25 protein-coding genes are annotated in these 25,989 nt (G+C 40.8%); 16 read left to right on the forward strand and 9 right to left on the reverse strand.

The features are described 5' to 3' along the window. Positions 1-79: 79 nt before the first annotated feature. The 3 genes from FTU71_RS00280 to FTU71_RS00290 all read left to right on the forward strand — a co-directional run bounded on the left by FTU71_RS00280 (position 80) and on the right by FTU71_RS00290 (position 1,323). Positions 80-610 carry a hypothetical protein gene (locus FTU71_RS00280; protein ID WP_180111138.1) on the forward strand — a complete coding sequence of 177 codons (531 nt, stop codon included), beginning with the start codon at positions 80-82 and terminating at the stop codon, positions 608-610. Between the two features lie 126 nt (positions 611-736). Then, on the forward strand, positions 737-1,045 hold the full coding sequence (locus FTU71_RS00285) for a type II toxin-antitoxin system RelE/ParE family toxin (protein ID WP_180050456.1): 309 nt from the start codon (positions 737-739) through the stop codon (positions 1,043-1,045). After that, the gene (locus FTU71_RS00290) at positions 1,042-1,323 is read left to right on the forward strand and encodes a HigA family addiction module antitoxin (protein WP_004971994.1); all 282 of its coding nucleotides are present in this window, start codon (positions 1,042-1,044) and stop codon (positions 1,321-1,323) included. Before FTU71_RS00285 ends, FTU71_RS00290 begins: the two co-directional genes overlap by 4 nt. A 73-nt stretch (positions 1,324-1,396) precedes the next feature. Here FTU71_RS00290 and lysS read toward each other — a convergent pair whose 3' ends face one another. Beyond that, positions 1,397-2,923 carry a lysine--tRNA ligase gene (gene lysS / locus FTU71_RS00295; RefSeq protein WP_096900968.1) on the reverse strand — a complete coding sequence of 509 codons (1,527 nt, stop codon included), beginning with the start codon at positions 2,921-2,923 and terminating at the stop codon, positions 1,397-1,399. A gap of 316 nt (positions 2,924-3,239) precedes the next feature. Here lysS and FTU71_RS00300 point away from each other — a divergent pair, with 316 nt between their 5' ends. Continuing rightward, positions 3,240-3,746, forward strand: a complete 507-nt coding sequence (locus FTU71_RS00300) for a YqiA/YcfP family alpha/beta fold hydrolase (RefSeq protein WP_026438299.1) — start codon at positions 3,240-3,242, stop codon at positions 3,744-3,746. A gap of 110 nt (positions 3,747-3,856) precedes the next feature. Here the strand turns inward: FTU71_RS00300 and FTU71_RS00305 are convergent, their stop codons facing one another. Continuing rightward, positions 3,857-4,399, reverse strand: a complete 543-nt coding sequence (locus FTU71_RS00305) for an adenine phosphoribosyltransferase (protein WP_004972003.1) — start codon at positions 4,397-4,399, stop codon at positions 3,857-3,859. Positions 4,400-4,894: 495 nt separating this feature from the next. On the opposite strand from FTU71_RS00305, the gene rubA reads away from it, so the two are divergent. From rubA to FTU71_RS00330, 5 genes are all read left to right on the forward strand, one after another. Beyond that, positions 4,895-5,059 carry a rubredoxin RubA gene (gene rubA, locus FTU71_RS00310; protein ID WP_004972007.1) on the forward strand — a complete coding sequence of 55 codons (165 nt, stop codon included), beginning with the start codon at positions 4,895-4,897 and terminating at the stop codon, positions 5,057-5,059. Between the two features lie 72 nt (positions 5,060-5,131). Then, positions 5,132-6,310 carry an FAD-dependent oxidoreductase gene (locus FTU71_RS00315; RefSeq protein ID WP_178318565.1) on the forward strand — a complete coding sequence of 393 codons (1,179 nt, stop codon included), beginning with the start codon at positions 5,132-5,134 and terminating at the stop codon, positions 6,308-6,310. A gap of 50 nt (positions 6,311-6,360) precedes the next feature. Beyond that, complete coding sequence (estB, locus tag FTU71_RS00320) at positions 6,361-7,299, forward strand: esterase EstB (protein ID WP_218945586.1); 939 nt, start codon at positions 6,361-6,363, stop codon at positions 7,297-7,299. 13 nt (positions 7,300-7,312) lie between these two features. Continuing rightward, a complete protein-coding gene (oxyR, locus tag FTU71_RS00325) occupies positions 7,313-8,218 on the forward strand; it encodes a LysR family transcriptional regulator OxyR (RefSeq protein ID WP_096900971.1) in 906 nt (301 codons plus the stop codon). Positions 8,219-8,582: 364 nt separating this feature from the next. Continuing rightward, complete coding sequence (locus tag FTU71_RS00330; RefSeq protein WP_004972014.1) at positions 8,583-9,218, forward strand: LuxR C-terminal-related transcriptional regulator; 636 nt, start codon at positions 8,583-8,585, stop codon at positions 9,216-9,218. Positions 9,219-9,328: 110 nt separating this feature from the next. Here the strand turns inward: FTU71_RS00330 and ppk1 are convergent, their stop codons facing one another. Together ppk1 and mtgA are read right to left on the reverse strand one after the other, a co-directional pair. Further along, positions 9,329-11,410 carry a polyphosphate kinase 1 gene (gene ppk1, locus FTU71_RS00335; RefSeq protein WP_096900973.1) on the reverse strand — a complete coding sequence of 694 codons (2,082 nt, stop codon included), beginning with the start codon at positions 11,408-11,410 and terminating at the stop codon, positions 9,329-9,331. A 133-nt stretch (positions 11,411-11,543) separates the two neighbouring features. Next, the gene (mtgA, locus tag FTU71_RS00340) at positions 11,544-12,218 is read right to left on the reverse strand and encodes a monofunctional biosynthetic peptidoglycan transglycosylase (RefSeq protein ID WP_004972019.1); all 675 of its coding nucleotides are present in this window, start codon (positions 12,216-12,218) and stop codon (positions 11,544-11,546) included. Between the two features lie 76 nt (positions 12,219-12,294). Between mtgA and FTU71_RS00345 the strand changes: the two genes are divergently transcribed. Further along, entirely contained in the window at positions 12,295-13,110 is an 816-nt protein-coding gene (locus FTU71_RS00345; protein WP_096900974.1) for a rhomboid family intramembrane serine protease, read from the forward strand. A gap of 46 nt (positions 13,111-13,156) precedes the next feature. Here the strand turns inward: FTU71_RS00345 and FTU71_RS00350 are convergent, their stop codons facing one another. Further along, positions 13,157-15,646, reverse strand: a complete 2,490-nt coding sequence (locus FTU71_RS00350) for an ABC transporter permease (protein WP_180111140.1) — start codon at positions 15,644-15,646, stop codon at positions 13,157-13,159. A gap of 1 nt (position 15,647) precedes the next feature. Then, positions 15,648-16,397, reverse strand: a complete 750-nt coding sequence (locus FTU71_RS00355) for an ABC transporter ATP-binding protein (RefSeq protein ID WP_004972026.1) — start codon at positions 16,395-16,397, stop codon at positions 15,648-15,650. A gap of 12 nt (positions 16,398-16,409) precedes the next feature. Between FTU71_RS00355 and FTU71_RS00360 the strand changes: the two genes are divergently transcribed. Further along, on the forward strand, positions 16,410-17,039 hold the full coding sequence (locus FTU71_RS00360; protein WP_179993571.1) for an arylesterase: 630 nt from the start codon (positions 16,410-16,412) through the stop codon (positions 17,037-17,039). Between the two features lie 37 nt (positions 17,040-17,076). Here the strand turns inward: FTU71_RS00360 and FTU71_RS00365 are convergent, their stop codons facing one another. Continuing rightward, entirely contained in the window at positions 17,077-17,691 is a 615-nt protein-coding gene (locus FTU71_RS00365; RefSeq protein WP_168418702.1) for a carbonic anhydrase, read from the reverse strand. Positions 17,692-17,989: 298 nt separating this feature from the next. Here FTU71_RS00365 and FTU71_RS00370 point away from each other — a divergent pair, with 298 nt between their 5' ends. Then, positions 17,990-19,051, forward strand: a complete 1,062-nt coding sequence (locus tag FTU71_RS00370; RefSeq protein ID WP_026438298.1) for an alpha/beta fold hydrolase — start codon at positions 17,990-17,992, stop codon at positions 19,049-19,051. A gap of 17 nt (positions 19,052-19,068) precedes the next feature. Continuing rightward, on the forward strand, positions 19,069-20,088 hold the full coding sequence (locus tag FTU71_RS00375; protein ID WP_168418700.1) for a hypothetical protein: 1,020 nt from the start codon (positions 19,069-19,071) through the stop codon (positions 20,086-20,088). A 66-nt stretch (positions 20,089-20,154) separates the two neighbouring features. Here FTU71_RS00375 and nfuA read toward each other — a convergent pair whose 3' ends face one another. After that, positions 20,155-20,793 carry a Fe-S biogenesis protein NfuA gene (gene nfuA, locus FTU71_RS00380; protein ID WP_168418699.1) on the reverse strand — a complete coding sequence of 213 codons (639 nt, stop codon included), beginning with the start codon at positions 20,791-20,793 and terminating at the stop codon, positions 20,155-20,157. 157 nt (positions 20,794-20,950) lie between these two features. Between nfuA and FTU71_RS00385 the strand changes: the two genes are divergently transcribed. From FTU71_RS00385 to FTU71_RS00395, 3 genes are all read left to right on the forward strand, one after another. Next, complete coding sequence (locus FTU71_RS00385; protein ID WP_004972041.1) at positions 20,951-21,568, forward strand: rhomboid family intramembrane serine protease; 618 nt, start codon at positions 20,951-20,953, stop codon at positions 21,566-21,568. Positions 21,569-21,885: 317 nt separating this feature from the next. Beyond that, entirely contained in the window at positions 21,886-22,080 is a 195-nt protein-coding gene (locus FTU71_RS00390) for a hypothetical protein (protein WP_004972042.1), read from the forward strand. Between the two features lie 252 nt (positions 22,081-22,332). Further along, positions 22,333-23,880 (forward strand): hypothetical protein, encoded by a 1,548-nt coding sequence (locus tag FTU71_RS00395; RefSeq protein WP_180005793.1) that lies wholly within the window; start codon positions 22,333-22,335, stop codon positions 23,878-23,880. 114 nt (positions 23,881-23,994) lie between these two features. Here FTU71_RS00395 and FTU71_RS00400 read toward each other — a convergent pair whose 3' ends face one another. Further along, positions 23,995-25,614: an inorganic phosphate transporter gene (locus FTU71_RS00400; RefSeq protein ID WP_180111142.1), complete on the reverse strand. Its 1,620-nt coding sequence runs from the start codon at positions 25,612-25,614 to the stop codon at positions 23,995-23,997. Between the last annotated feature and the right edge of the window lie 375 nt (positions 25,615-25,989).

The following is a 25,989-nucleotide window of genomic DNA, read 5'->3' on the forward strand; positions in this document are numbered from 1 at the left end:
TTCATCTAATTCAGTGCTTCAAGCATGAACAAAAAATGCTTAAAGTAAAAACATATTTTTTTATTTTTAAGATGCTCCCATGCCACAGATTGAACAGATCAAATCCAAACTTGAACAGGCGCAGCTGGCTGGTTTTTTGTATCAGCACAGCCCTGAGCTACTCGTCCTACAAGAGCCTTTAAACGATGATGCTTCAATGCTGAATGTTTTTGTGCAACATGAACTCAGTGCAGATCAGATTGGGCTGCAATTTGGTTTGCGTTGCCGTGATCAACAACTCTCCTTTTTAATAGGCGTGACGCATAGCAATCAAGACCGCAGCTATGAAATTGGTGCGGGCAATTTAAAGGCCGAACAAAAAGCCTTTAACTTAATGTATGCATTTTATAATTATCCTAAAGGTTTTTATTTGGTATATGTGCCTTTAAATGCAACCACGGCAGAACTGCATCAAGCGATTAAAACGCAATTATTTTCGCAAGAAAAACTGGATTTCTTAAACACTGCTATTAAAACCAACCCCATGGGTACACAAGTAACTTGGATGAAAGCGCATATTTTGCAGCAAGCTTTAGAGATGAAAGTACGGATTCAAACGGCGTTGTTATAAGCATCATCACTTTAAGTTTCTGCGGATTACGCAAGATGCACTTAAACCCCGCCAAAACTGGTTGATTGATTAAACTCGAAATTATCGTATACTGTACATATACACAATACACTTGGATACTAAGGCTTGATTAAGAGTTTTAAACATAAAGGTCTTCAGGCTTTTTTCCAAACTGGTTCAACAGCAGGTATTCAAGCAGCGTATTCTACAAAATTACGTTTAATACTTGCAGCACTACATGCTGCATCTACGGTGAATGATTTGCGAACTCCACCCAATTGGCGTTTACATAAATTGAGTGGAAATCTACAAGATCAATGGTCACTAACAGTAAATGGTAATTGGCGTGTAATTTTTAAATTTGAAGATGGTGATGTCTACATTGTAGATTATTTGGATTATCACATAGCTTCTAGCGCAGGAGTACAAAGATGAATATGATGTTTAATGCACCTCATCCGGGCGAAATGTTGCGCGAATATATTGGTGAAACTTCTGTGACTGAAGTGGCTCAAGCACTTGGAGTGACACGTGCAAACCTATCTCGCATTTTGAATGGTCATACTGGAATTTCTGCAGATATGGCGATTCGTTTGAGTGAAGCCTTAGAAACCTCACCAGAGTTTTGGTTGAATTTACAAATGCAGCATGATTTATGGCTTGCCAGTCAACGCCAGCGACCTATGATCAAAAAATTGGTGGCAAGTGTTTAACTTTAAGTTACAACAAAAAAACAACCTGCATTTCTGCAGGTTGTTTTTTATGTCGTCAACGATGCGCTAAAACTTAGTTTTTATGACGCATGTGTGGGAATAAAATCACATCACGGATACTCGCAGCGTTGGCAAACAACATTACCAAACGGTCAATCCCGATGCCCTCACCTGCAGTTGGTGGTAAGCCGTATTCCAAAGCTTCAACAAAGTCTGCATCGTAATGCATCGCTTCATCATCGCCTGCGTCTTTTTCTGCAACCTGTGCTTGGAAACGCTCAGCTTGGTCAATCGGGTCATTTAATTCTGAGAAACCATTCGCCAATTCACGACCACCAATAAAGAACTCAAAACGGTCAGTAATGTGTGGGTTATCGTCATTACGACGTGCCAAAGGCGACGTTTCTGCAGGATATTCTGTAATGAAAGTCGGCTGACGTAATTGAGTTTCTACGGTTTCTTCAAACACGATGGTTTGTAGTTTGCCCAAACCAAAACCAGGCTTCACCTGTTCTTTCAATTCTTCCTGCACAAATTTAGCCAAGAAATCACGGTCATTAACATTTTCTGGCGTGAATTGTGGATTATGCTCAAGAATGGCATCAAACATAGAAATTTTCTTGAATGGGCCTTTGAAGCTATACACTTCATCGCCATACGGCACATCGGTAGTACCCAAAATATCCAAAGCCAGTTTTTCTAGCATTTGCTCAGTCAATGCCATCAAATCTTTATAGTCGGCATAAGCTTGGTAGAATTCGATCATGGTAAATTCAGGGTTATGACGTGTAGACACCCCTTCATTACGGAAGTTACGGTTAATTTCAAACACACGTTCAAAACCGCCAACCACTAAACGCTTTAAATATAATTCAGGCGCAATACGCAAGAATAACGGCATATCTAAAGCATTATGATGCGTTTCAAATGGACGTGCCGATGCACCGCCAGGAATCACATGCATCATTGGCGTTTCAACTTCCATAAAACGCTGTTCAGTTAAAAATGCACGAATACCCGAAACCACTTTGGCACGAATTTCAAAGGTTTTACGGGTGTCTTCATTTACGATTAAGTCTAAATAACGCTTACGATATTTCGCTTCGGTATCGCTTAAACCATGATATTTGTCTGGTAATGGACGTAAAGATTTGGTCAACAATTCAAAATGTTGAATATGAACATATAAATCGCCTTTGCCTGAACGACCAATATAGCCTTTCACTGCGATAATATCGCCCAAATCTAGGCTCTTGATCGTCTCTAATGTTTCAGCACTAAGTTCTTTACGCGCCACATACAACTGAATACGACCTGTCATGTCTTGAATTACGATGAATGAACCGCGGTTCAACATCACACGACCTGCTACAGACACATACACTTTTTCGCCTGCTTCAATTTCTTCTTTAGAAACTTCTGCGAATTGTGCCTGCAAATCTTCTGCGTAGTTTTCACGCTTAAACGTATTTGGCCAAGGGCTAGTTCCCTTCGCCTGCGCTTGTTCTTGAATTTGCTTTAACTTGGCATGACGCTGCGCAATTAAATCGTTTTCGGAAATAGTGGGTTCAGAAGTCGATTGAGCGTTATGTTGCGTCATCTCTGCCTCGAATAATTACTAAAAAAAGAAGTTCAATAGAATAGCAGATTTAGACACGATTTCGTATGCCTTCTCTGACTCGAGCAATTTATTTTTTAAATTGCCACTTGCTTTTGTGATTTTTTGTAGACTTAGACCAAAAGCTAACTTCTTTCTCAGGCTAAGCGCACTACAATATTGTTCAGAAAATAGATGAAAAAGACCGTATTTTGCTGTTTTTAAACCTGCTGATGTATCAGTCTAAATATTTTATTTTCTATCCACTTTATCTTTAGGCTCAGTTTGACTCAAGATGTTTAACTTTGTGAATCTGGCAATGAATACATGTGCTTTAAAAGTCTTGTTTTTACATGGATTAGATTCCTCGCGGGAGTCGACTAAATTCCATGCCATAGATGCAAAACAAAAATTTTGTATCAATGTCGATTATCGCAACTTAAATTATCAAACTGTTGCCGATTTTTATCACAATATCATTCAAAAAATTAAGCCTGAAATTTTGGTGGGACATAGTCTAGGCGGCTATTGGGCACTCAAAATGTCTTTGTCGCACCATATTCCGTGTGTGGTGGCAAATCCAAGTTTAGCTCCCACATTTCGCAATGACTATCCTGCAATTTCAGATGATGACTTGCAGCACGATATTCCACAATTGGCTTATTTAGAATTGGGCGATGAAATTTTGGATATGCATGCCGCGCAAGCATTTTTAGAAAACTATATGCAGACCTCTACTTTTGAGTCTGGGCATCATCGCTTATTGCATCCAGAAAATATTAATTCTTGTATTCAGCAAATCGAACAAGCTTATCTTGCCAAATAAAGTCAAAGCTATCCATTAAAAATAATCAATTAAACATCACCCATTAAAAAAGCCTGATCACAACTATGGAGATCAGGCTTTTTTACAGCAGTTACAATAACTTAAAAGGATTAAGCCACTGCTTGTTCTGGTTTAGATTTATTGTCCAATACGGACCAAATATCTAAACCTAAATTTTTGTGTAAATCTGGTAAGTCTAGGAAAATGCTTGCACCTAAAACTTGATGATTACATTTTTCAGCCAATTGTTTCACTGCTTTTAAAGTGCCACCTGTCGCCAATACATCATCTACAATAATGACTTTTTGCGCTTGCACATCGGCAGCCATTTCTAAACGGTCTAAACCGTATTCTAAGCTATAACCCACACCCACAACTGGTGGTGGCAATTTACCTGCTTTACGCACAAGTACCAAACCTTTGCCTGTACGCTGTGCCAAAAGGCTCGCCAATACAAAACCACGTGCTTCTACTGCAATAAAGCTTTCAACTTCAGCTAATTTTTCTGCAGGAATGCTGGCAATTAAAGCATCTGTTAATGAATCCAAATTATTCATAAACAAAGGCGTTAAATCATAAAAATCTACGCCTGGTTTTGGAAAATGAGGAACTGTACGAATATGCGACCACAAAAAAGTAGACAAATTGCTCATGGAAGATCAGAAATGTGACTAAAGAATGGTTGAATTTTACCGTTTATTTTCACATAAGGCTAGTGATCGAATCGGCAAGACTGCCATCAATCACGCATCAAAACACTACAAGGTTTTGATTTATATAAACTTTAATATACTTAAAAATATTAATATATATTTATTCCATAATAAAATAGCAAAAATATAAGACTTTTACTGTACGACCAAGGTCTTAAATGGCATTTAAACGCATAAAAACGTGATTTTTCCTGCAGCCATTCTCTCATTACAATGCCGTATCTATATCAAAAGAGGTCTTTTCTGCGCGGTTATGTCCCATGCAGCTATTCATTCTATAAAAGCACAGATTAAAATCGCTTATTTACTTTACTTTAGCCGTATAACTGCGTAAAAATTTAATCAAATAGATATACTAAAAGTCATATCATGTATCTGGTCGTAGATAAGTTTTTGCTGATCTAGAAATTTAAAGATCGGTTTATGGAGAATTGAATGAAAAAATATCAATGCATCGTTTGTGGATGGATTTATGACGAAGCAGAAGGCTGGCCTCAAGACGGTATTGTGGCAGGTACATTGTGGGAAGATATCCCTGATGACTGGACTTGCCCAGACTGCGGCGTTTCAAAAGCTGACTTTGAAATGATTGAAGTTTAAGACCATTAAAAGACCATGCCGCATGGTCTTTTTTTAACGCCTATTTCTATGCCCTAATTTGGAGTACACCCTATGCATCCTATCGTTATTATTGGTTCAGGCATGGCAGGTTATACTGTTGCACGCGAGTTTCGTAAGCTAAATGCAGAACAAGAGTTAGTCATGATTTGTGCAGATGATGCTGCCAATTATGCCAAACCAACTTTATCTAACGCATTGGCGGGCAATAAAGCCCCTGCTCAAATTGCATTGGGCGATGCAGCTAAAATGGCAAGCCAACTCAATATGCGTATTGAAACCCACACTTGGGTTAAAGCAATTGATGCAGAAGCGCATGTACTTGAATTAGAAAAAGAGGGTGTAAGCAGCCAACAACCTTATTCTAAATTGGTTTTGGCAGTGGGTGCGAATCCTGTACGTTTAGCCATTGCGGGCGATGGCAGTGATGACATTCATGTGGTAAATAATTTAAGTGATTACACCGCATTTCGCCAACAGCTTGAACAACGTCAAGACAAACGTGTGGTGATTTTAGGTGCAGGTTTAATTGGTTGTGAATTTGCCAATGACTTACAGCAAACAGGTCATCAAGTCACGGTGATTGACCTTGCGCCCCAACCTCTTGGGCGTTTACTACCTGATTATGTTGCCAGCGCATTTAAACAAAATTTAGAAGAAACAGGCATTCACTTTGTACTTGGCACAACTGTTGAAAAAGTTTCAAAAATTAAAAATGACGACTATTTAGTGACGATTACCAGCGGTCAGTCTTTAATTGCCGATGTGGTACTGTCTGCCATTGGTTTACAACCAAACATTGCTTTGGCTAAAACAGCAGGCATCGAAACCAGTCGTGGGGTCTTAACCAATGCGCAACTTGAAACCAGCCAAGCTGATATCTATGCAGTAGGTGACTGTGCGGAAGTGAATGGTATTTTATTGCCGTATGTGATGCCAATCATGCAGCAGGCACGTGCCTTAGCTAAAACCTTAAATGGTGAAACCACACAGGTGCACTACCCTGCCATGCCTGTTGCGGTTAAAACACCAGCTGCACCACTCACTGTTTTACCTGCACCACTTGGGGTAGATGTGAACTGGCATACTGAAGAGTTTGATGATGGCATGATTGCTAGAGCTTATGACCAAACTGACACCCTGCGTGGCTTTGTACTTTTAGGAGCAACTGCGGCTAAACAACGCTTGAGTTTGACTAAATTAGTGCCAGACTTATTGCCAATAACAGAATAAAATAATAATAAGGGCAAGGCTTCGGCTTTGCCTTGAATGAGGACAACAACATGAATAGCGCACTTCAGTTTAATACTTCGCCTTATACGGCATTTATGCACGAAACCAAGGTCGATTTAGGCAATGGAATTGAGCTGCATGTCGAAATTGGCGGTAAGACTGAAGATCCTCCAATTTTACTGATCATGGGGCTGGGTGCGCAAATGTTGTATTGGCCCGATTTCTTCTGTAAATCTTTAATTGATCAGGGTTATCGGGTGATCCGCTATGACAACCGGGATATTGGTTTGTCGTCAAAAATTCGCCATAAAGGCCCACGCCTAAATACCTATAAAATGATGGGGCGTTTTAGCTTAGGACTACAAAACCAAGGCGCGCCTTATAATTTATATGACATGGCGGAAGATGCAGCGCTACTTTTAGAGCGCTTGGGCATTGAAAAGACTGATGTCATCGGTGCTTCAATGGGCGGCATGATTGCGCAAATCCTTGCAGCAAAATATTCAGATAAAGTAAATAATTTAGGCTTATTATTTACTAGCAACAATCAGCCTTTTTTACCACCACCATTTCCTAAACAACTGTTCAGTCTGTTAGAAAGACCAAAATCGCAGGATGAAAATGGTATTGTTGATCATAGTTTAAAACTATTTAAGGTGATAGGCTCACCTGGCTACGTGAACCAACTCGAAGCCATGCAAACCGCACGTAAATTATATCAACGAAGTTATTATCCAGCGGGTGTACTTCAACAGTTTTTAGCAATATTATGTACAGGTTCGTTGCTACAACTGGACAAACAAATTCAGCACCCTACCCTTGTGGTACATGGTTCGCAGGATCGTTTGCTCCCACCAGGGCATGGTAAAGCTGTTGCGAAAGCGATTCCGGGCGCTAAGTTTGAGTTAATTAAAGGAATGGGGCATGATATTCCCCCACACTTTATTCCTCATCTTAGCGAACTGTTTGCTCACCACTTTAAATCATAATCATTAGGACACTATGGCTGCATTACCATCTTTAAGACAGCTGTCATACCTCGTTACACTGTCTGAAACGTTACATTTTACAGAAGCGGCTCGCCGTTCTTTTGTAACTCAGTCGACTTTGTCTGGCGGGATCATGGAACTGGAGCGCCTGCTTGGCGGCGTACTGGTAGAACGTGATCGACAGAATGTACGTTTAACCCCATTGGGTGAACAAGTCGTAGCACGCGCCCGTGTTCTGTTAGCAGATGCACAGGACTTAATGCGTTTAAGCCGTGAAATGAGTGAGCCTCTCACAGGTGATTTACACTTAGGCGTGATTCCAACCATTGCCCCATTTATTTTGGCGCAACTGTTAGATGAAGTGCATAAGCAGCTACCTAAAATTCAATTGCATTTACACGAAGCGCAAAGTGAAAAAATTGTCGAAAAACTGGAACACGGCAATTTAGATATGGTGGTGTTAGCCCTGCCATTCGATACGCGTGGTTTGAAAGTGGCTGAAATTTCTAAAGAAGATTTGTTCTTGGTTTATCACAAGGGCGATCAAAAATCGGCGCAGGCCAATTCTTTAGATGATTTGGATTTATCGCGTTTAATGCTGCTTGAAGAAGGTCATTGCTTACGTGATCACACTTTAAGTGCTTGCCCGATTGGTGAACGCAAAAACGATCATCGTTTAAAAGCCAGCTCTTTGCCGACCTTGGTTGAAATGGTGTCTGCAAATTTAGGCTTTACCCTATTGCCTGAAATTGCAATTCATAATGCCATGATCAAATCGAATCCAGATTTACAGATCAAAAGTATTGAGGCTGCACCAAGCCGTACTTTGGCTTTAGTGACGCGTAAAAGCACACCATTACAAAGTGAATTTGACGTTTTGCTGCAGATTTTACAGAAAATCACTCAAAACGCAGTCTAAATTTAGACACATGATCCAACATTTCATTAAGGAGCCAATCTGGCTCCTTTTTTATTTTTCGTTCAAAAATGTGTATTGTTTTTGCAGTTCAGGATGATTTAAGTGACTTATAAATATGAACAAGTTTTTAAAATGTGAGATTCATCACAAATTCAACAATTCACTCTTACCACTGAACGAAAGAACGGTATCGAGTTACATTACTCACGTTTTCAACACATTTCAAAAAAAATATTCAGCAACAATTACTTATATTTACCCTTTTTATATAAAAATCACTATATTTAAGGATATTCAGTTACAGCAATATCACGCACAATCTATTTATCAAAATTATTTATAGAACAGCACAGGAGTATTTGTCATGATTCACAGAGATCTCATTTTACCTGTGCCTGTTCTGCTGATTGATGATCAGGTAGAAGCATCACAAAATTTAAGCCACATTTTACAAAATTTTGGCTACCCTAAAGAGGTTCTACTTTGCAGCCCATCGCTCGCAAATGCAGTGCTGATGGTGCAGCAACATTTGCCTAATTTGGTATTTATCAATTTACAGTCTTGGTCAAAAGCTCAAATTGATTTTATCCAAAATCTCAAACTTTTCCGTAAAGACACCTTAATTGTGGCGGTGCTGCCTTCAAGTATGCCAAAACAATTGCTACAAGCTATTCATTTAGGCATTTCAGCCTATGTCTTTAGCGACCAATCTGCAACAGGCATGCAAAACCAGATTCGCACCATTTTACGTGGCGGCTCACCGCTAGACGGCAACTTAGCCAATGAAATCTTAGCCTGCGAACAATCCATTGTCGCACATGGTCATTCTTTGGCACTCTCTAAAACTGAACATGAAATATTGGCGCTTTCAGGACAAGGTTTACCTTCACAACAAGTTGCTGCCAACCTGAATGCTTCAGAACAACTGGTGCATGGTTATGTGAAAAGTATTTATCGCAAAATTATGAATGCGGATGATGCGATGTGCTGTTTTTCTTAAATTATTGATCAATAAATATCAATCAAAAATATAAGTCTTAAATAAATATTAGAAACAAAAAAAGAGCGATGTCTGGCATCGCTCTTTTTACCTGTTATAAATGTTTGAAACTAAACAATACTATCGGTCAGGATACGCTGCGCATTGTGTGGTTCTTCACCCTCAGCTGCTTTTACACGCACCCAAGTTCCATCACCCTGCAACAGCCACGCCTGTTGATTGTCTTGCATGTAGGTCAATAAACCTTGCTCATAAATACGCTTTTTCAAAGCTGGATCTTCAATTGGGAAACACGCTTCAACGCGGTTAAATAAGTTACGATCCATCCAGTCAGCACTTGAACAATAAATACGTGGATTGCCATTATTAGAGAAATAATAGACACGGGTATGTTCAAGGAAACGTCCGACAATCGAACGCACACGGATATTTTCCGATAAGCCCGGCAAACCTGGGCGCAAGCAGCAAATTGAACGGATGATGAGATCAATTTGCACACCCGCCTGAGACGCCTCGTACAATTTATTGATCAATTGCATTTCAGTCAGTGCATTCACTTTCACAATAATTTGTGCGGGCTTACCTGCTTTAGCATTGGCAATTTCTTCATCAATATAATTCACCAACTGTGCGTGCAGGGTAAATGGTGCATGCAACAACTTTTTCAGTTTTGCCATTTTACCCATGCCTGTTAGCTCTTGGAAAATACGATGCACATCTTCACACAGCTCTTTGTCTGTGGTCAGTAAACCATAGTCGGTATAAATACGCGCATTGCCTGCGTGGTAGTTACCTGTGCCTAAATGTACATAACGCACCAATTTATTATTTTCACGGCGCACCACCAAAATCATTTTGGCGTGGGTTTTATACCCCACAATACCGTACACAACCACAGCGCCCGCTTCTTGCAACACGTTAGCCACAGCAATGTTAGATTCTTCATCAAAACGTGCACGCAGTTCAATCACCGCAGTCACTTCTTTACCGTTTCGTGCAGCCTCTGCAAGCACTTGTACAATTTCAGAATCTGCGCCACTACGATATAAAGTTTGTTTGATTGCCAAGACTTGTGGATCACGTGCAGCTTCACGCAGCAAGTTAATCACGGGTGCAAAAGATTCAAACGGATGGTGTAATAAAATGTCTTGCTTTTGCATCGCTGAAAAAATATTTTCAGACTTTTTTAACACCTTTGGAATGGCGGGTGTATGTGAATCATAACGTAAATGTGGACGTTTAAAATTAGACAATAAACGCGCCAAGTTCACTGGGCCATCTACTTTATAAAGTTGTTCTTCTTCAAGATCGAACTCATCTAGCAAATAATCATAAATGGCTTTCGGGCAGTTGTGCGTTACTTCTAAACGTACCGCACGACCAAAACGGCGTGAGTTTAATTCGCCTTTTAGGGCTTTGGCCAAGTCTTCTACATCTTCATTTAAGGCCAAATCTGCATTACGGGTCACACGGAATTGATAGCATCCAGTCGCAGTCATGCCCGGGAATAAGTCAGACACATGCTCATGAATAATTGCTGAAAGCATGACGTGGTGCTCTTTACCGCCTGTAAGTTCATCGGGTAAACGAACTACACGTGGTAATGAACGTGGTGCAGGAACAACCGCCAAATCAATTTGACGACCAAAAGCATCTTTCCCTTCTAAAGTCACAATAAAATTCAGACTTTTATTGACCAAACGTGGAAATGGATGTGCAGGGTCTAGGCTAATTGGGGTTAATACAGGGGCAACTTGCTCTTGGAAATATTTTTTCACCCATGCCGATTGTGCAGGGGTTAATTCACCACGACGTAAGAAACAAATGTCTTCTTCACGTAATTTTGGCAAAATTTCCTGATTTAAAATACGGTACTGGCGTTCAATAGCAGCATGTGCTGTTTTAGAAATTTGATCTAACACCTGCTTAGGGGTTAAACCATCTGGACTACGGCTTTCATTGCCCAAGTCCAATTGTTCCATCATGCCCGCAACACGAATTTCAAAAAACTCATCCAAGTTACGTGAAAAAATCAGCAGGAAGTTCATGCGTTCCAACAAAGGATGCAACGGATCGACAGCTTGCTCAAGCACGCGCAAATGGAAATCTAAAATAGACAGTTCGCGGTTAATGTAGCGATCATTATATGTATATTCTGTTTGCGCAGGAGTCGCGCCTGTTGCCGTATTCATACCCACCTATGCTTTTTTAAAATGTTTGGCACTGCTACAAGTATGCTTCAATTTTGTGACATTTTCATAAAAAAAGCCTAAAAAATTAGGCTTTGTGGATATTTTCACATTTTATAGTTTGTTTTCGCTCAATTTAGGGAATTTCCGCATAACGCATATAGCGCTGCACCATCTGTTTACGGGCTTTTAATGCCCCCGCATTACGATGTTCCTGAAAATATTTTGGATTGGTTAAAATCGCAGCCAAGAAAATTGCTTGATCACGGCTTAAACTTTTTGCACTTTTGCCAAAATAATGCTGTGCCGCAGCTTCGGCACCATAAATATTATCGCCAAATTCTACCGAGTTGAGATAGACCTCTAAAATACGCTGCTTTGACCACATGCGTTCCATCATCCATGTCGCCACAACTTCTTGCCCTTTACGCAAAAAAGATCGCTTATTGTATAAAAACAAATTCTTGGCGAGCTGCTGAGAAATTGTGGAACCACCTGCAACAACCTTGCCTTCATCTTTGTTCCGTTCCAGCGCAGTTTGAATACCTTCCCAGTCAAAGCCATGATGTTGCATAAATTTGCCATCTTCGGCAGTCACCACAGCTCGCTTTAAATTATCACTGAGTTGGTCATAGTCGCGCCATTGATGTTGTATAGGCTTACTCGGTTCAGCCCAATAATCCAAACGCATCATCATGGTCGATTGCACAGGCTGCGTACGCCACCACACCAAGCTGCTAAAAATCCATAATTGAACCAAAAGCACCACACTGACAAGAATTAACAAAGTTCGTATAAAAAAAGCTTTCATCTTGGTGCATGGCTCCTGAAGCGTTATTTTTTCGTGTTAAGCTTAGATTGATCACTACGACACAATATTCAAATATATGTCCCAACATCCCCCAAACCTGCGCAACAATAAAGTTGAAATTCACCTGTGGTGGATTACCGCAGCCCTGATTGCAATAAACGTGGCTTTGTTTGCATGGCAAGTGCTCAACGGCATGAACATTAGCAATCCTAGCCCGCAAGATGCAATACGCTGGGGTGCTGATTATGCACCTTTAACCTTTTTGGCGGAACCCATTCGCCTGTTCAGCAGCATGTTTTTTCATTTCGGTTTAGTACATTTAATGTTAAATATGTGGGCCTTGTATATTTTTGGCAGCGTCAGTGAACAGTTGTTTGGGCGTGTCTATTTTATAGTGTTATATGTTTGCGCAGGTTTGATGGGTAGCCTGCTTAGTGGCTATGTCAGCATTCAAGACAGCTATACCCTGCTCGAACAAGGTGTCGCTAATCCAAAGCTGTTACCTAGCGTGGGTGCAGGTGCATCGGGTGCAGTGATGGGACTTGGAGCTGCACTGACGGTATTGGCGTTATTGCCCCAATTACCGCGCCAAAAATTTCTCTTGGATGGTAAAACCTTAGTGATGGTAATGGCACTGAACTTAGGTATGGGCTTTATGATCAGTGGCATTAATAATGCTGCACATATTGGCGGCATGCTCATGGGCGCAGCCATGACAATCATTTGGTACCTTGGACAACGCAGCAAACACAGTAACTTAGTGAACAGTTTTGCGATGCTCCTTGCACCATTGGGTTGTGCTGCATTTTACTGGTATTGCCATAAACTGCTTGCTCCAATTCAACCCCTTTGGCAAGAACTGCTTAGCATGATGCAACGCAGTCTGGGTTGAACAATCAACCTTTACAGCAAGTAAAACAACATCAACTAGAGATGAATCAGGACTGATTCATCTCCCTTAAACTTTGCAGTGGCGGAATATCGCATAAATAACTTAAACGATAACGTCCAATCAAGGCACACAGCACGGTCATAAATACAGGCAAAATCAGCCAGATTTCCCAATGTGGTTGCAGCATTAAATCCATGCGGTAACTGGCAACAGCACTAATGACTTCGGCAAATAAACACGCCACTATTCCCGCTATAAAGCCCATAAAACCGATTTCCAGACTCAACATACGTTTGAGTTTTTGTTTAGAACTACCAAAAGAACGCAGTAATGCGACTTCGCGTTTGCGCTCATCCATCAGCAAGTTTAAACACGCGATTAATACCAACAGCCCAGACACACTCACCAAAATGGCTAAAATGGTGATGATCTGCACCAACACATTCACAATGCGTTTAATTTCATCCAAAATTAGGCTGACATCAATAAACACTGTGTTGGCAAATTGCTGAATCAATTGAATTAGTTTCGGTTTATCTGCTTCAGGCACATAGAAACTGCCCAAATAACTGCCTGCATTTTCATCCATAGTGTGCGGTGAAAAAATAAAGAAAAAATTTGGACTAAAGCTTTCCCACTCCACCGTACGCAGATTAATCACTTCGGCTTCAAGTATGCCTTCAGGCAAACTAAAACTGAGTCGATCACCAATTTGAATGCCCAACTCGGCAGCCGTATCTGCTTCTACTGACACTTGTCCCACTGCACTGAAATTGGCTTGCCCATTTACAATGATATTATCGGCAGGATAACGGTCAGACTGTGTCAGGTTGAGTTCGCGTCTTAACGTATTGCTTTGCTGAATTAAGGCGTCGGCAAAAGGTTGATCATTTTTGGCGACCAAACGCCCGCGTATATTTGAATAAAGTGGCGTGCTGTGCCACTGCTGCTGCGTTAATTGTTGTTGAAACTCAGGCATATCAAACGGTGGCAAGCCGTAAACAAACTGATTGGGTGTTCCTTCGGGCAATTGCTGCTGCCAACGATCTAGCAGGTCGGTACGCAACACTGCAAGTACCGTAATTAAACTTAATCCTAAAGCCAATGCAGTAATTTGAAATGCCGTGACAGCAGGCGCACGAATATACGCTGCGAGTCTGCCTTTAGAATGACGCAATAATTTTAATAAACTCCACACCACTCCATACAGCAATACGCACAGCGCAATAATCGCACCAATCACCCATGTACTAAGCACTAAACTTTCGGTCAAGACCACACAAAATACGATTAGACTTAGCGTCCCTGTAAGCAACATCCACCACCAAGCGCGCATGCTTTTGTCTTGTTGGCGAATCACGCGAATCGGTGCGGTATTCAGCAATTGCAATAAATTAGGCAGCACAAAACCCAACAACACCACAGCACTGGTGAGCATGGCGATTGGCAATGGCCCAAGCAACATTGCCATGGCTGAAAATTGAATTTCCAGGTGCGGAATCAGTTGCAGCATGATTTGCAACAAAGCATAGCCCAACGTCACGCCCAAAATACTGCCAATGCCCATAGCGACAATTAAGACCAAAGCAAGCAAAGCCAAATAAGCGGCTAAAATTTGTCGTTTACTTGCACCAATACAACGTAATAAGGCGATATGATCCTGATTTTGTTGCACATAGCGCTGACTGGTCAAACCAATCGCAATCCCACACAATAAAATGGTCAGGATATTCGCTAACTGTAAAAAGGTGTCTAAATTGGCAATTGGGCGCATTAAGCGAGTATTGCCTTCACTGGCATTGCGTAGTCTTAAACTACTTTGTTCTTCAAAGTTTTGTTCAGGGCTGGCCGTTTGCTGTGCCTGTGCAGGCTGTTGTGTATGTGTTTTAAAATACTGCTCAAAATTTTGTGTATCTTTGGCGCTGCCTGCCAACAACAAACGGTAATCTATGCGGCTACCCACTTGAATCGCGTGGGTACGTGCCACATCGGCCTGTGAAATAATTACTGTCGGCGAAAAACCTGAAAAACCGAGTTCCTGATTAGAATCATGTTCAATTTTGGCAGTCACGGTAAATGCTGCATCGGCAATATTCACCGTTTCACCAAGTTTAACATGAAGCAAATCCATGGCACGTTGGCTGAGCCAAATTTCACCAGATTGAATCTTGTCCGCTGCAGGACTCACCCTCAATTCACCACGTAACGGAAAATTGTGCTCAATCGCTTTGACATTCACCATCACAAATTGCGCTTGAGTATGTGCCATCGAACTAAATACAGTCACATGCGACTGTTGTAACTGATGTGCAGTCGCCTGATCCTGCCAGTCTTGCGCAATGGGCTCATTGTCACTCAGGACTAAATCACCCGCCAACATTTCTGCCGCTTGCAACGCTACCGCATTTTGAATTTGTTCATTGCTAAACTTTAAGGCCGTGGTCGCACTAATCGCTAAAGTCAGCGCAATAATCAGTAAATATACACCACTGCTTTTAAAACTCTGCTTTAACAGCGGATGAAATAATGCGTTCATTTCATCCTCCTGTTATGGCAGCAGTTGGCTTAGCTGCAAATTGCTCAACCAATTGCCCATCAATTAAGGCATAGTGACGCTGACATTGTGCCGCCAGTTTCGGGTCGTGCGTGACCAACACCAAGGTTGTGCCCAACTCGCGGTTCAATTCAAATAACAATTGCTCAATTTCAGTTGCAGTTTCCCCATCCAAGTTTCCTGTCGGTTCATCGGCAAAAATAATTTTAGGTTCACGAATTAAAGCGCGTGCAATGGCGACACGTTGTTGCTCACCTCCCGAAAGCACTTTCGGCGTTTGCTGTGCTTGTCGTTCTAAACCCACACGTTTCAGCAAGTTGAGGGCTTTTTGTTCTGCCTCTGCATATTTAAATTTTTCCTGCAAACGTAGTGGCAACATCACATTTTCCAGTGCCGTCAAATGCGGCAATAACTGAAATGACTGGAACACAAAACCAATATGCTTTAAACGAACTTCTGCACGTTGTTCTTCGTTTAATTCTGCAATTGACTCACCACATACCACCAATTTTCCACTGCTGGCCTGATCTAATGTTGCCAAAATACCCAATAAGGTCGATTTTCCTGAACCCGAACGACCTGTAATGGCCACTTGTTCACCTTCCTGAATATCGAAGTTTAAATTCTCAAAAATGGTCAATTGTTTTTGTGCAAGTTGTATCTTTTGTGTCAAATTTTGGGCAGAAATAATCGTTTGTGGCATGATATTAGATTCTTTAGTGTTTTGAGTCATACGTTTCCCATTATGCAAAATCGCAATCTAACTAGTCGTGTCTTCCCGCGTGTGTTGCTGCTCGGACTATGTTTCAGCCCATTCGTGGTATCTGCAAAAACCATTATGATTGTAGGTGACAGCTTAAGTGCAGGTTACGGCATACAACCACAACAAGGTTGGGTTCACTTATTGCAAAAACGTTTAGAACAACAGTATCCGAAACAGCATAAAGTGGTCAATGCAAGTGTCAGTGGCGAAACCACCAGTGGTGCTTTGGCGCGTCTGCCTAAATTGCTGCAGACCCATCGTCCAGACGTTGTAGTCATTGAGTTAGGCGGAAATGATGGCTTGCGTGGACAACCGCCACAAATGATTCAAAAAAATTTAGCGAACTTAATTCAGAATAGCCAAAAAGCCAAAGCGAAAGTGGTGATTTTTGGGATGAAAATGCCGCCAAATTACGGCTCGGCGTATAGCAAAGCATTTGAAAATAACTATAAAGTGGTGAGTCAGCAATATAAAGTCAAATTACTGCCATTTTTTATGGAAGGTATTGCGGGCAATAAGCAATTGATGCAAAAAGATTTAATTCATCCAAATGCCAAAGCTCAGCCTATTTTGCTAAATAATGCTTATCCATATATCAAAGGCGCTTTGTAAGCGCCTTTGAGAAAATCTGTTTACTGTGATGTTTTAATTAAAAATCAAAAAATACCACTTCACCTGTTTCGAGCGAGTATTCTGCACCCACTACTTTGAGCTGACCTTGTTCAATCAAATTTTCTAAAACTGCTGAACCATGACGCAATTGATTCACCGATGCGAACACATTTGAACGTACAGCATGCTTAGATAATTTCGCCAAGTCATTTTTCAGTTCAGTCTGCATTAAGGTTTCAACTGAAGGACGAACACGGTTTACAATCGACATTAAATTTGCCGATGGTGGACAATCTGGGCACATTAAAGTATCAATTGTGGCTTGAATCGCACCACAATGGCTGTGTCCTAAAACCACGACAACCGCACAGTCATAGCGCTCTGCTGCGAACTCAACGCTACCCACTTGTGATGGCGCAACCACGTTGCCCGCAACACGAATTACAAAAAGATCACCCAGTCCTTGGTCAAATACCATTTCTGCTGGTACACGTGAGTCTGAACAACCTAAAACAATCGCAAATGGATTTTGGTCTTCTGCCATTTCTGCACGCTGCTGGTGCGACAATTGTTTAGGATGTTTGGTGTCACCAGAAACAAAACGTTGGTTTCCTTGTTTAAGACGTTCTAAAGCTTCTTGAGCTGTTAGCATTCTTGATTTACCACCGATCTTTGAAGTTGCAATATTCTAAAGCCAGACTGGGTGAATGTCACTTGCAAAAAAATTAGCTTATGCTTTTTTATTTCAAGATTTTTGTTATAAATTTTTTCCATTTTTCTTGAGATGTATCACATTTTCTACCAATTTCAAAGCTTTGATCAAAAAGCAAGGGATGACTTTCATTTTTAAACGCCTACAATAGACAGAATACACTTGTGCAATTAGACCTAAGAGCTAGTGCCTATCATTATTGGAGCCTGTTTTGGGTTCGTCAGGGGAAGACGTTTTCATGATGAAATTTATTCGATCACGTTATCTACATACGACTTTATTGGCTTTGGGACTAAGTACATCTTGCCTTGTGCAAAGCGCTGCGCCCAATCCATATACCTTCACAAAAAACAATAACGCCAGTAACAGCAACGCAACTGAACTTAAACTATTACAAAATCATTTTCAGCAACAGCGCAAACAAGCAGGACTAAGCTCTAAAAGCATTCGTGTTGGAGATGTCGTCTGGAGCTATAACGAAGGTGGCTCGCACAGCAAACCCACAATTTTATTGATTCATGGTTTGGCAGGCACACGTGATAATTGGAACCGTGTCGCGCAATTTTTAACCCCACATTATCATGTGATTATTCCAGATTTACCCAATAGCGGTGACACCAAAACTCCAAGCAATTTTGATAATTCAGTTCCGAATGTAACTTCACAACTGCGTCAATTTATTGAAGCAATTGACTGTGAAGAAAACTTACACGTGGCAGGACATTCTTTAGGCGGCTCAATTGCAACCGTGTATGCCTCGCAATATCCTTTTGATACGCAAAGTTTATTTTTACTCAATAGTGCAGGCATTTATAAACTTGCTAATACGCCTTACACCAAAAATCCATTATCTTTAAATGACTTAATTGTGAGCAAACATGGCGATTTAGCCGACGTCGCCAAACAAATCATGCAAAGCCCGCCTGCCATGACCTCACAAATTCAACATGCGCAAGAAGAAGTCCTGATTTCTCGCTCAGAACAAACCCGTAAAGCAATTGAGCAAATTGTCAAACTCAACCGTATTTATACTCCAGACTCATTTGCACGTTTAGCAGGATCAATTGAAGCACCGACCCTGATTTTATGGGGTAAGCAAGATCGCATTATTAATGTTGAAGTGGCGAAGGAATTACAATCTTTACTCAAACGCGCCGAAACACCTGTGATTCTTAATAATGTTGGACACATGCCGTTATTGGAAGCTGAAAAACAAGTCGCACAATATTATTTGCCGTTTCTGGCTAAAACTCAGAACCTAAAAAACCCACTTGCTGATAAACTGATTCCTTTAAATTAACTATTATATCAACCATCATGCAAAAACATTCGATGATTGAGCAACTGATTGATGCTCACCTAGATTTTTTGGATCAGGAATTTGCTCAAGCCGAAACTGTGCAAATGGAATTTGTGCAATTTTACCAATGGTTCCGCAAACAAACATTACAGGACTTATGGCGCTCGGAAGCAATTTACGCACTTATTCAACAACAAATTTTAAATACCCCAGCTAGCTCATTTTTAATTGAACAAATTGCAGAGCATATCCGCTTTGCCTTGGTACACCCTGCGAATGACAACAGTAAAATTTCCGATGTCATCCCAGTTTTGACCATAGATAAAATTGCCCAATACGTTGCCAGTAAAAGTGGGCATCGCCAACGCCTAATTAAAACTGTGGTAAATAATCCTGCCTTTGCCGCCATGATTACCCAACTCATTCAGCACTCAATTCAGGACTATTTGGATAACTCTGTAATTGCCAAAAATGTTCCTGGTGTTTCGCGCTTTATGAAAATGGGTAAATCTGTTTTAGAAAGTGTGACCGATACCAATTTGGATCATGCTATTCAGCATTATTTGCAAAAAAATGTGCAAAAACTGACACAAATGAGTGAGTCAGTGCTTAATCAGCATTTTGATGATGAAAAGCTGTATCATTTTCAGGCAAATTTATGGCATAAAATTAAAGATTTACCACTTTCGACCTTAAAAAATTATATCGAGATTCAAGACCTCCCCCAAACCGTGAATCTTGGGCATGAAATCTGGGATCATTTGCGTCAAAGTGATTACTTAAAACAACAAGTACATGACGGCGTTTATGCATGGTATGTCCGCAATCAGGCTCGCCCTTTTGACTTGTTATTACGTGATTTGAATATTGATGAAGCTTTGGTGCAGCAGCAATTGCAAAACCTACTGTATCCAATTATTCAAAAAATGATTGCAGAGCAATATTTAAGACAACGTGCACGTCACTATTTAGAAAAGTTTTATTATTCTGAAAAAGCACAACAAATTTTAAACCTTCCAACCGATCAACCAAATTAAATTCTAATTTCGGATAAAAAAATAACCTCCTGTTTTAGGAGGTTATTTTATTTTCAAATCAGCAACTTATTTAAAGTAAGCACCGTCAGACTGGCTATGGTCGGTTTGATCCACAACTCGCATTAATTCTGGTACATGCTGCTTCAAAGTAGTTTCAACACCTTGCTTTAAAGTCACATCAATTGCTGAACAGCCTTGGCAACCGCCACCAAATTTCAACACTGCTGTTAAACCATGTTCTTCATCTTCCACAACTTCTACCAAAGCACAATTACCGCCATGCCCTGCTAAGCCCGGGTTAATTTCAGACTGTAAAACATAAGTAATACGTTCTTCTACCGAAGCATCTGGGCCTACGCGTGGCACTTTTGAGTTCGGTGCACGGAAAGTCAATTGACCACCAAAACGGTCTTTGTTGTAGTCAATTACGGCATCCAATAAATACGGAATAGACGGCGTATCAATAAATGCAGGAAAGTCTGGATATTCCTGTTTGTAGTCTGTAGGTACAACTTCATCGGGCGCACTATAAGCCATGCAACATTCAGCACGCGGTGTACCAGGATTTTCCACAAAAACACGCACACCAATACCCGGTGTATTTTGCTTTGCCAATAAATCCTTCAAATACTCTTGAGCAGTTGGCGTAATCAATAAGTTTGGAATTTCATCTACAACTGCTGTGCTGCTGTTCTCAGTCGACATAACAATAATTTCCTCAAGCTGAAGTGGCTATTTTAACTGAAGATGCGGGGGAATAAAAAAAAATCAACCAAAATTGTCGGATTTATTCCTAAAGTTCGACTCAAACTCAGTTTTGATGCATTATTACAGCAGAATTCAAGTAAAAGAATAGGCGTTTATGCTCGATTTACCTTTTAATCATACCGTGACCATTATCATTATTACGGTCATTGTGTCTATGTTGGCGTTTTCCAAACAAGAATTAATGAATCGTCTGATTTTTTGGCCGCCTGCTATGCAACGTGGTCAATATGACCGCTTCATTACCCATGGTTTTGTGCATGCCGATGGTGCGCATTTGCTGTTCAATATGATTACCCTGTTTTTCTTTGGCAGCATTATTGAAAGTTTTTATCGCCAATACGTCTATGATTTAGGCTTTGTTTTATTCTATTTGGGTGGTTTAATCGCCGCGATTATTCCAAGTTATTTAAAGCATAAAAATGACCATCGTTGGGCCAGCTTAGGCGCATCTGGTGCTGTATCTGCGGTGTTGTTTGCCTATATTTTGTTTGAGCCGTGGAAGTTGATTTTCGTGTTCTTTATTCCAGTGCCTGCCATTATTTTTGCAATACTGTATGTAGCGTATAGCATTTGGTCGGGTAAACGCGGCAATTCCAATATTAATCACAGTGCGCATTTATGGGGTGCGGCCTATGGTGTGATTGTGACTATTTTAATTGAACCACGCATCTTGCCTCACTTCCTGAATAAACTGGCGCAACTGCCGTTTTAACTTTTGAAACTATAACGACTCGGTACATCTACCACTGAGTCGTTGCTACTTTAAAGAATTTTCAAATCCGTCAATAGACTGCTTTCATAAATCCGCTTAACACCATCATTTATTGCCTCTCATCTTCAGCCTCTCTCATTGGGAAAAACGACTTTCAATCGTCATTTTATGAACTGCTGATAAGTATTTTTGATTGATGAAAGCATCTGAATGATCCAATACAGCATAAAGCACACAACAAATAACATGCAGTTACTCGACAAGCACTTATACTAAGAATATAAAGACTAAAACTATCAAGCAATCAGGAGTCAGCCATGAAAAAGTTTGCACTTCTAAGCGCCCTGTTACTCAGTCTAGGATTAAGCGCCTGTGCCGTACATACCCCTGAAGGCAGTGTGGTGATTGATCCTGACCGCACGATCTACCCGAAAGGCTATTATCCACACCAACATCCGCATGGTGATGGTGATTTTTGTCCTCCAGGTCAGGCGAAAAAAGGACGTTGTTAAGCTGTTGGTCTGAGTGAATAAAACATTGTTGATACAGCATCAGACTCATTTATGATTCGAACCTAGACATTTAAACACTAACCTTTAAATCTCAACAACATTTCATTCACATTAAAAACCTTTACACTTCGTGAAGGTTTTTTTATTCAAATTTCACTCAATTTTGGTAGTTTTTGCTACCCCATATCGCAACTTGGCATAGATAATGTATACATCTGTATATTAATTTCAATTTAGTTTGCGAGTTTTTGCATGTCCACTTCTTACGATGGCTTACAGTTTCCAATTCATCCAGAAAATCATAAACCCAGCACCTCAAGCACGGGCAAACAAATTATTGCCGAAGCCTTAGCCACAGTCGATCATCAAAGCTCAGTCGATGCTTTGGCAGAAAAAAACTGGCGTAAACACTATCCAAAATACTTTAAAGCCCTCGTGACCAATGGTATTCGTGAACAAGCTAACGCAATTCAAATTGCAGAAGATGGATTAAGAAAAGCCCATCAATGTTTTGAGTTTTATCGTCATGAGCAAAAATATGTGCTGAAAGATGTCATGCACTTGCCTACTGAAACTTTACATACCTTTAAATTACAAGGCAGCAGCCAAGCAGCACCTGAATGGTATGTGCCGTATCGTGGGCAAAAGTTACAAGGTCAAGCTCTGCTAGATCAAGTTGCAATTTGGCTAGCAGCAGGCATTATTGAACCAAGTCATGCCGAAGCGTTAAATGCAGCGGTGGCGCATCCTGAATGGTTTGATTTGTCTGACCGTAACATGGTGCTATTTGGCGCAGCTTCAGAAGCAGGGCCACTCACATGGTTAGCCAAATGGAAAGCCAATATTATTGCAGTCGATTTACCAAATAGCCGTGTGTGGAATAAAATTTTAAGCACTGTGCAACAAGGCAATGCCACCTTATACGCACCCAGTACAACACAACTCGCGGCAGATACCCCACTTGACGTTTTAACAGAACAATTGGGTGTAAATCTGCTAACGCAAACCCCAGAAATTGCACAATGGTTAGCTCAAAAACCTCAAACGCTAGATTTAGCAGCCATTGCCTATTTAGATGGTGAAAAACACGTGCGTGTTGCGATGGCAATGGATGCGATTATGCAATATGTCAGCGAACACAAAGCTGATAGCAGCCTTATGTTTATGTGTACCCCAACCGATGTTTATGCCGTTCCTGAAGAAGTGATTAGCGCATCGGCAGAGAAGTTTCAGCAGCGTTCGCAAGGGCAAAAGCTACTTACCAAAAGTATTGAAACCATTTCACGCAGTCATTTCTTCCAAAAGAATCTGCATAATTTAATTGCTTCAGACAATGGTCAACATTATGGTATTGCCGACTGTTTGGTGGTTGAACAAGGGCCAAACTATGCTTTAGCAAAACGCATCCAGCAATGGCGTGCAATTTTAGCGCGTCATCAAGGACAGCATGTCAGCATCAATATTGCACCTTCGACCACCACACACTCTGTGACCAAAAATCCATTACTCAAAGCAGCATTTAGTGGCGCAAGTTTGTTTGATGTTGAAGCATTTAGCCCTGAAACCACCAATGCGATTATGGCGGCATTGTGGATTCATGACTTGCGTAATCCAGCTTCAGCGGCTAACCCTGCTGTGCAACTCGAACATCCTCTTCAATTGATGATGGAAGGTGCTAACCACGGCGGATTGTGGCGTGTGGCATATTTAGCCCGTACTGCACTGCCTTTTGCTGCGCTATATGGTTTTGCTGCAGATAAATTACCGCTAGACAAAGTCATCGCTAAGTTTAAAAAGTAAAGCAGAGATCTCACTTTAATAACTTGCCTGCAGATATTTCATTTGATTGATCTGTAAGCACAAAAAAGCGCTGTATCGTTACAGCGCTTTTTATAATCACTCGAATGTTTGATATTAGTTAAACACTTTTAGGAATAACCAGAACAAACTACCCGATAAACAAATCGTTGCAGGTAGCGTGAAAATCCATGCAGAAAGAATGGTACGAACCATCTGGAAATTCAGACCTGATTTATTTGCCACCATAGTACCTGCCACCGCACTGTTCAATACGTGTGTTGTCGAAACTGGCATACCCAAACCATCTGCAGCAGCAATGGTAGACATTGCAACAAGCTCGGCAGACATCCCCTGACCATAAGTCATGTGTTGCTTACCAATGCGCTCACCCACAGTGACTACAATACGTTTCCAGCCGACCATCGTACCCAAGCCTAGTGCTAAGGCAACGGCAACTTTGACCCAAGTTGGAATGTATTGTAAGAATGAATCTAAATGGCTGCGGTAGCTTTTAACCACTTTTTTCTGTTCTTCCGACATTTCAGGCAAGGCATTGGCTTTGTCTAAACGCTTGAATGAAGTCGTGCTTAAATACATATCATTACGCATTTCTGCTACTTCAGCTTCAGGCACATCTTTCAAGTTGCCATATTGACCCACACGCTCACCCAAATGGTCAGTTAAGCTTGCCAAAGCAGGCACGACTTCAGGGGTAATTTCTTTGGTCTGAATATAGCTAGTGATGACCTGACGTGCTTTTTCATCTGGCATATCGACATGTTGTGCATAAATCACATCAGCTGTTTGCGTTGAAAGCTGTTGGAACGATTGAATGTGGTTTTGGTCTAACTCTTTATTTAACGAGTACGCCAACGGCACAATCCCGATCAAAATCAACATGATTAAACCCATGCCCTTTTGACCATCGTTTGAACCATGCGCAAAACTTACCCCTGTACAGGTAAAAATAAGAATGGCACGAATCAGTGGTGGTGGTGGTTTATTGCCTTCAGGTGGCTGGAACAATTCCATTTGTTTCTTGAAGATTTTTTTCACCAAGAAGAACAAAATCGCAGCAAAGGCAAAACCAATTAATGGCGAGAACAATAAAGCCTTACCGACTTTCATCACTTGTTCCATATCTACGCCACTAGCGCCTGCACCTGAATTGAGCAAGTAGTTCATAATCCCCACACCTAAAATCGAACCGATTAAAGTGTGCGAACTTGAAGCAGGAATACCGAAAAACCACGTTCCTAAGTTCCAAACAATTGCAGCAATCAGCATGGCAAACACCATGGCAAAACCAGCACCCGAACCGACATTCATAATCAGCTCGACTGGAAGCAAGGCGATAATACCGTAGGCAACTGCCCCACTGGCCACCATAACCCCAAGGAAGTTACAGAAACCTGCCCACATTACTGCCACAGGTGCAGATAAGGCATTGGTATAAATAACTGTTGCTACAGCGTTGGCTGTGTCATGGAAACCATTCACAAATTCAAAGCCTAAAGCAATGAATAAAGCGGTTGCCAATAAAATCACCGAGTACATGCTTAACGCAGGCACGTGGGATAAGTCCGCAGACAATTGGAAACCAATATAAATAAGGGTAGAAACGATGATCGTTAAAAACACCGGCATAAAAAATTTCGGTGTAGGCACATGAACATTGGTCGATTTAGTGGTCGACTTGTGTGCTGAATCTACAGGAGTTGGATTAGAATTCATGCAAGCAGAAAAGAGGATTTAAAATCCCCTTATTGTTCAATTAAATTGTGACAATTATATGACAAAGAGCTGCTATATAAAGCAACTTTCATACTTTATTTTCACACTTTAAGCTGTTTTTTTTGTGCATAAAATTAGAATTAACATTTAAATTTAAACACTTAGAATAAATAAACCTACTTTTCTTATGCCATTCTCTCAAATTTAGATTGTTACACCTTTGTCATATTTGCCTAAAATTTCAGACAAAATTTACCCTGAGCCAATTTTGCCTGAGCAATATGACAAAGCGATGATGCATCAAAGTAAAATCAAAATTAGAATGTTCCTCATCACAACTTTTATTTAGGTTCAAAAGCTACAGCAAAATCCTAA

It is taken from the genome of Acinetobacter sp. YH12136 (assembly GCF_013418545.1).
In the GTDB taxonomy this organism is placed as follows: domain Bacteria; phylum Pseudomonadota; class Gammaproteobacteria; order Pseudomonadales; family Moraxellaceae; genus Acinetobacter; species Acinetobacter towneri.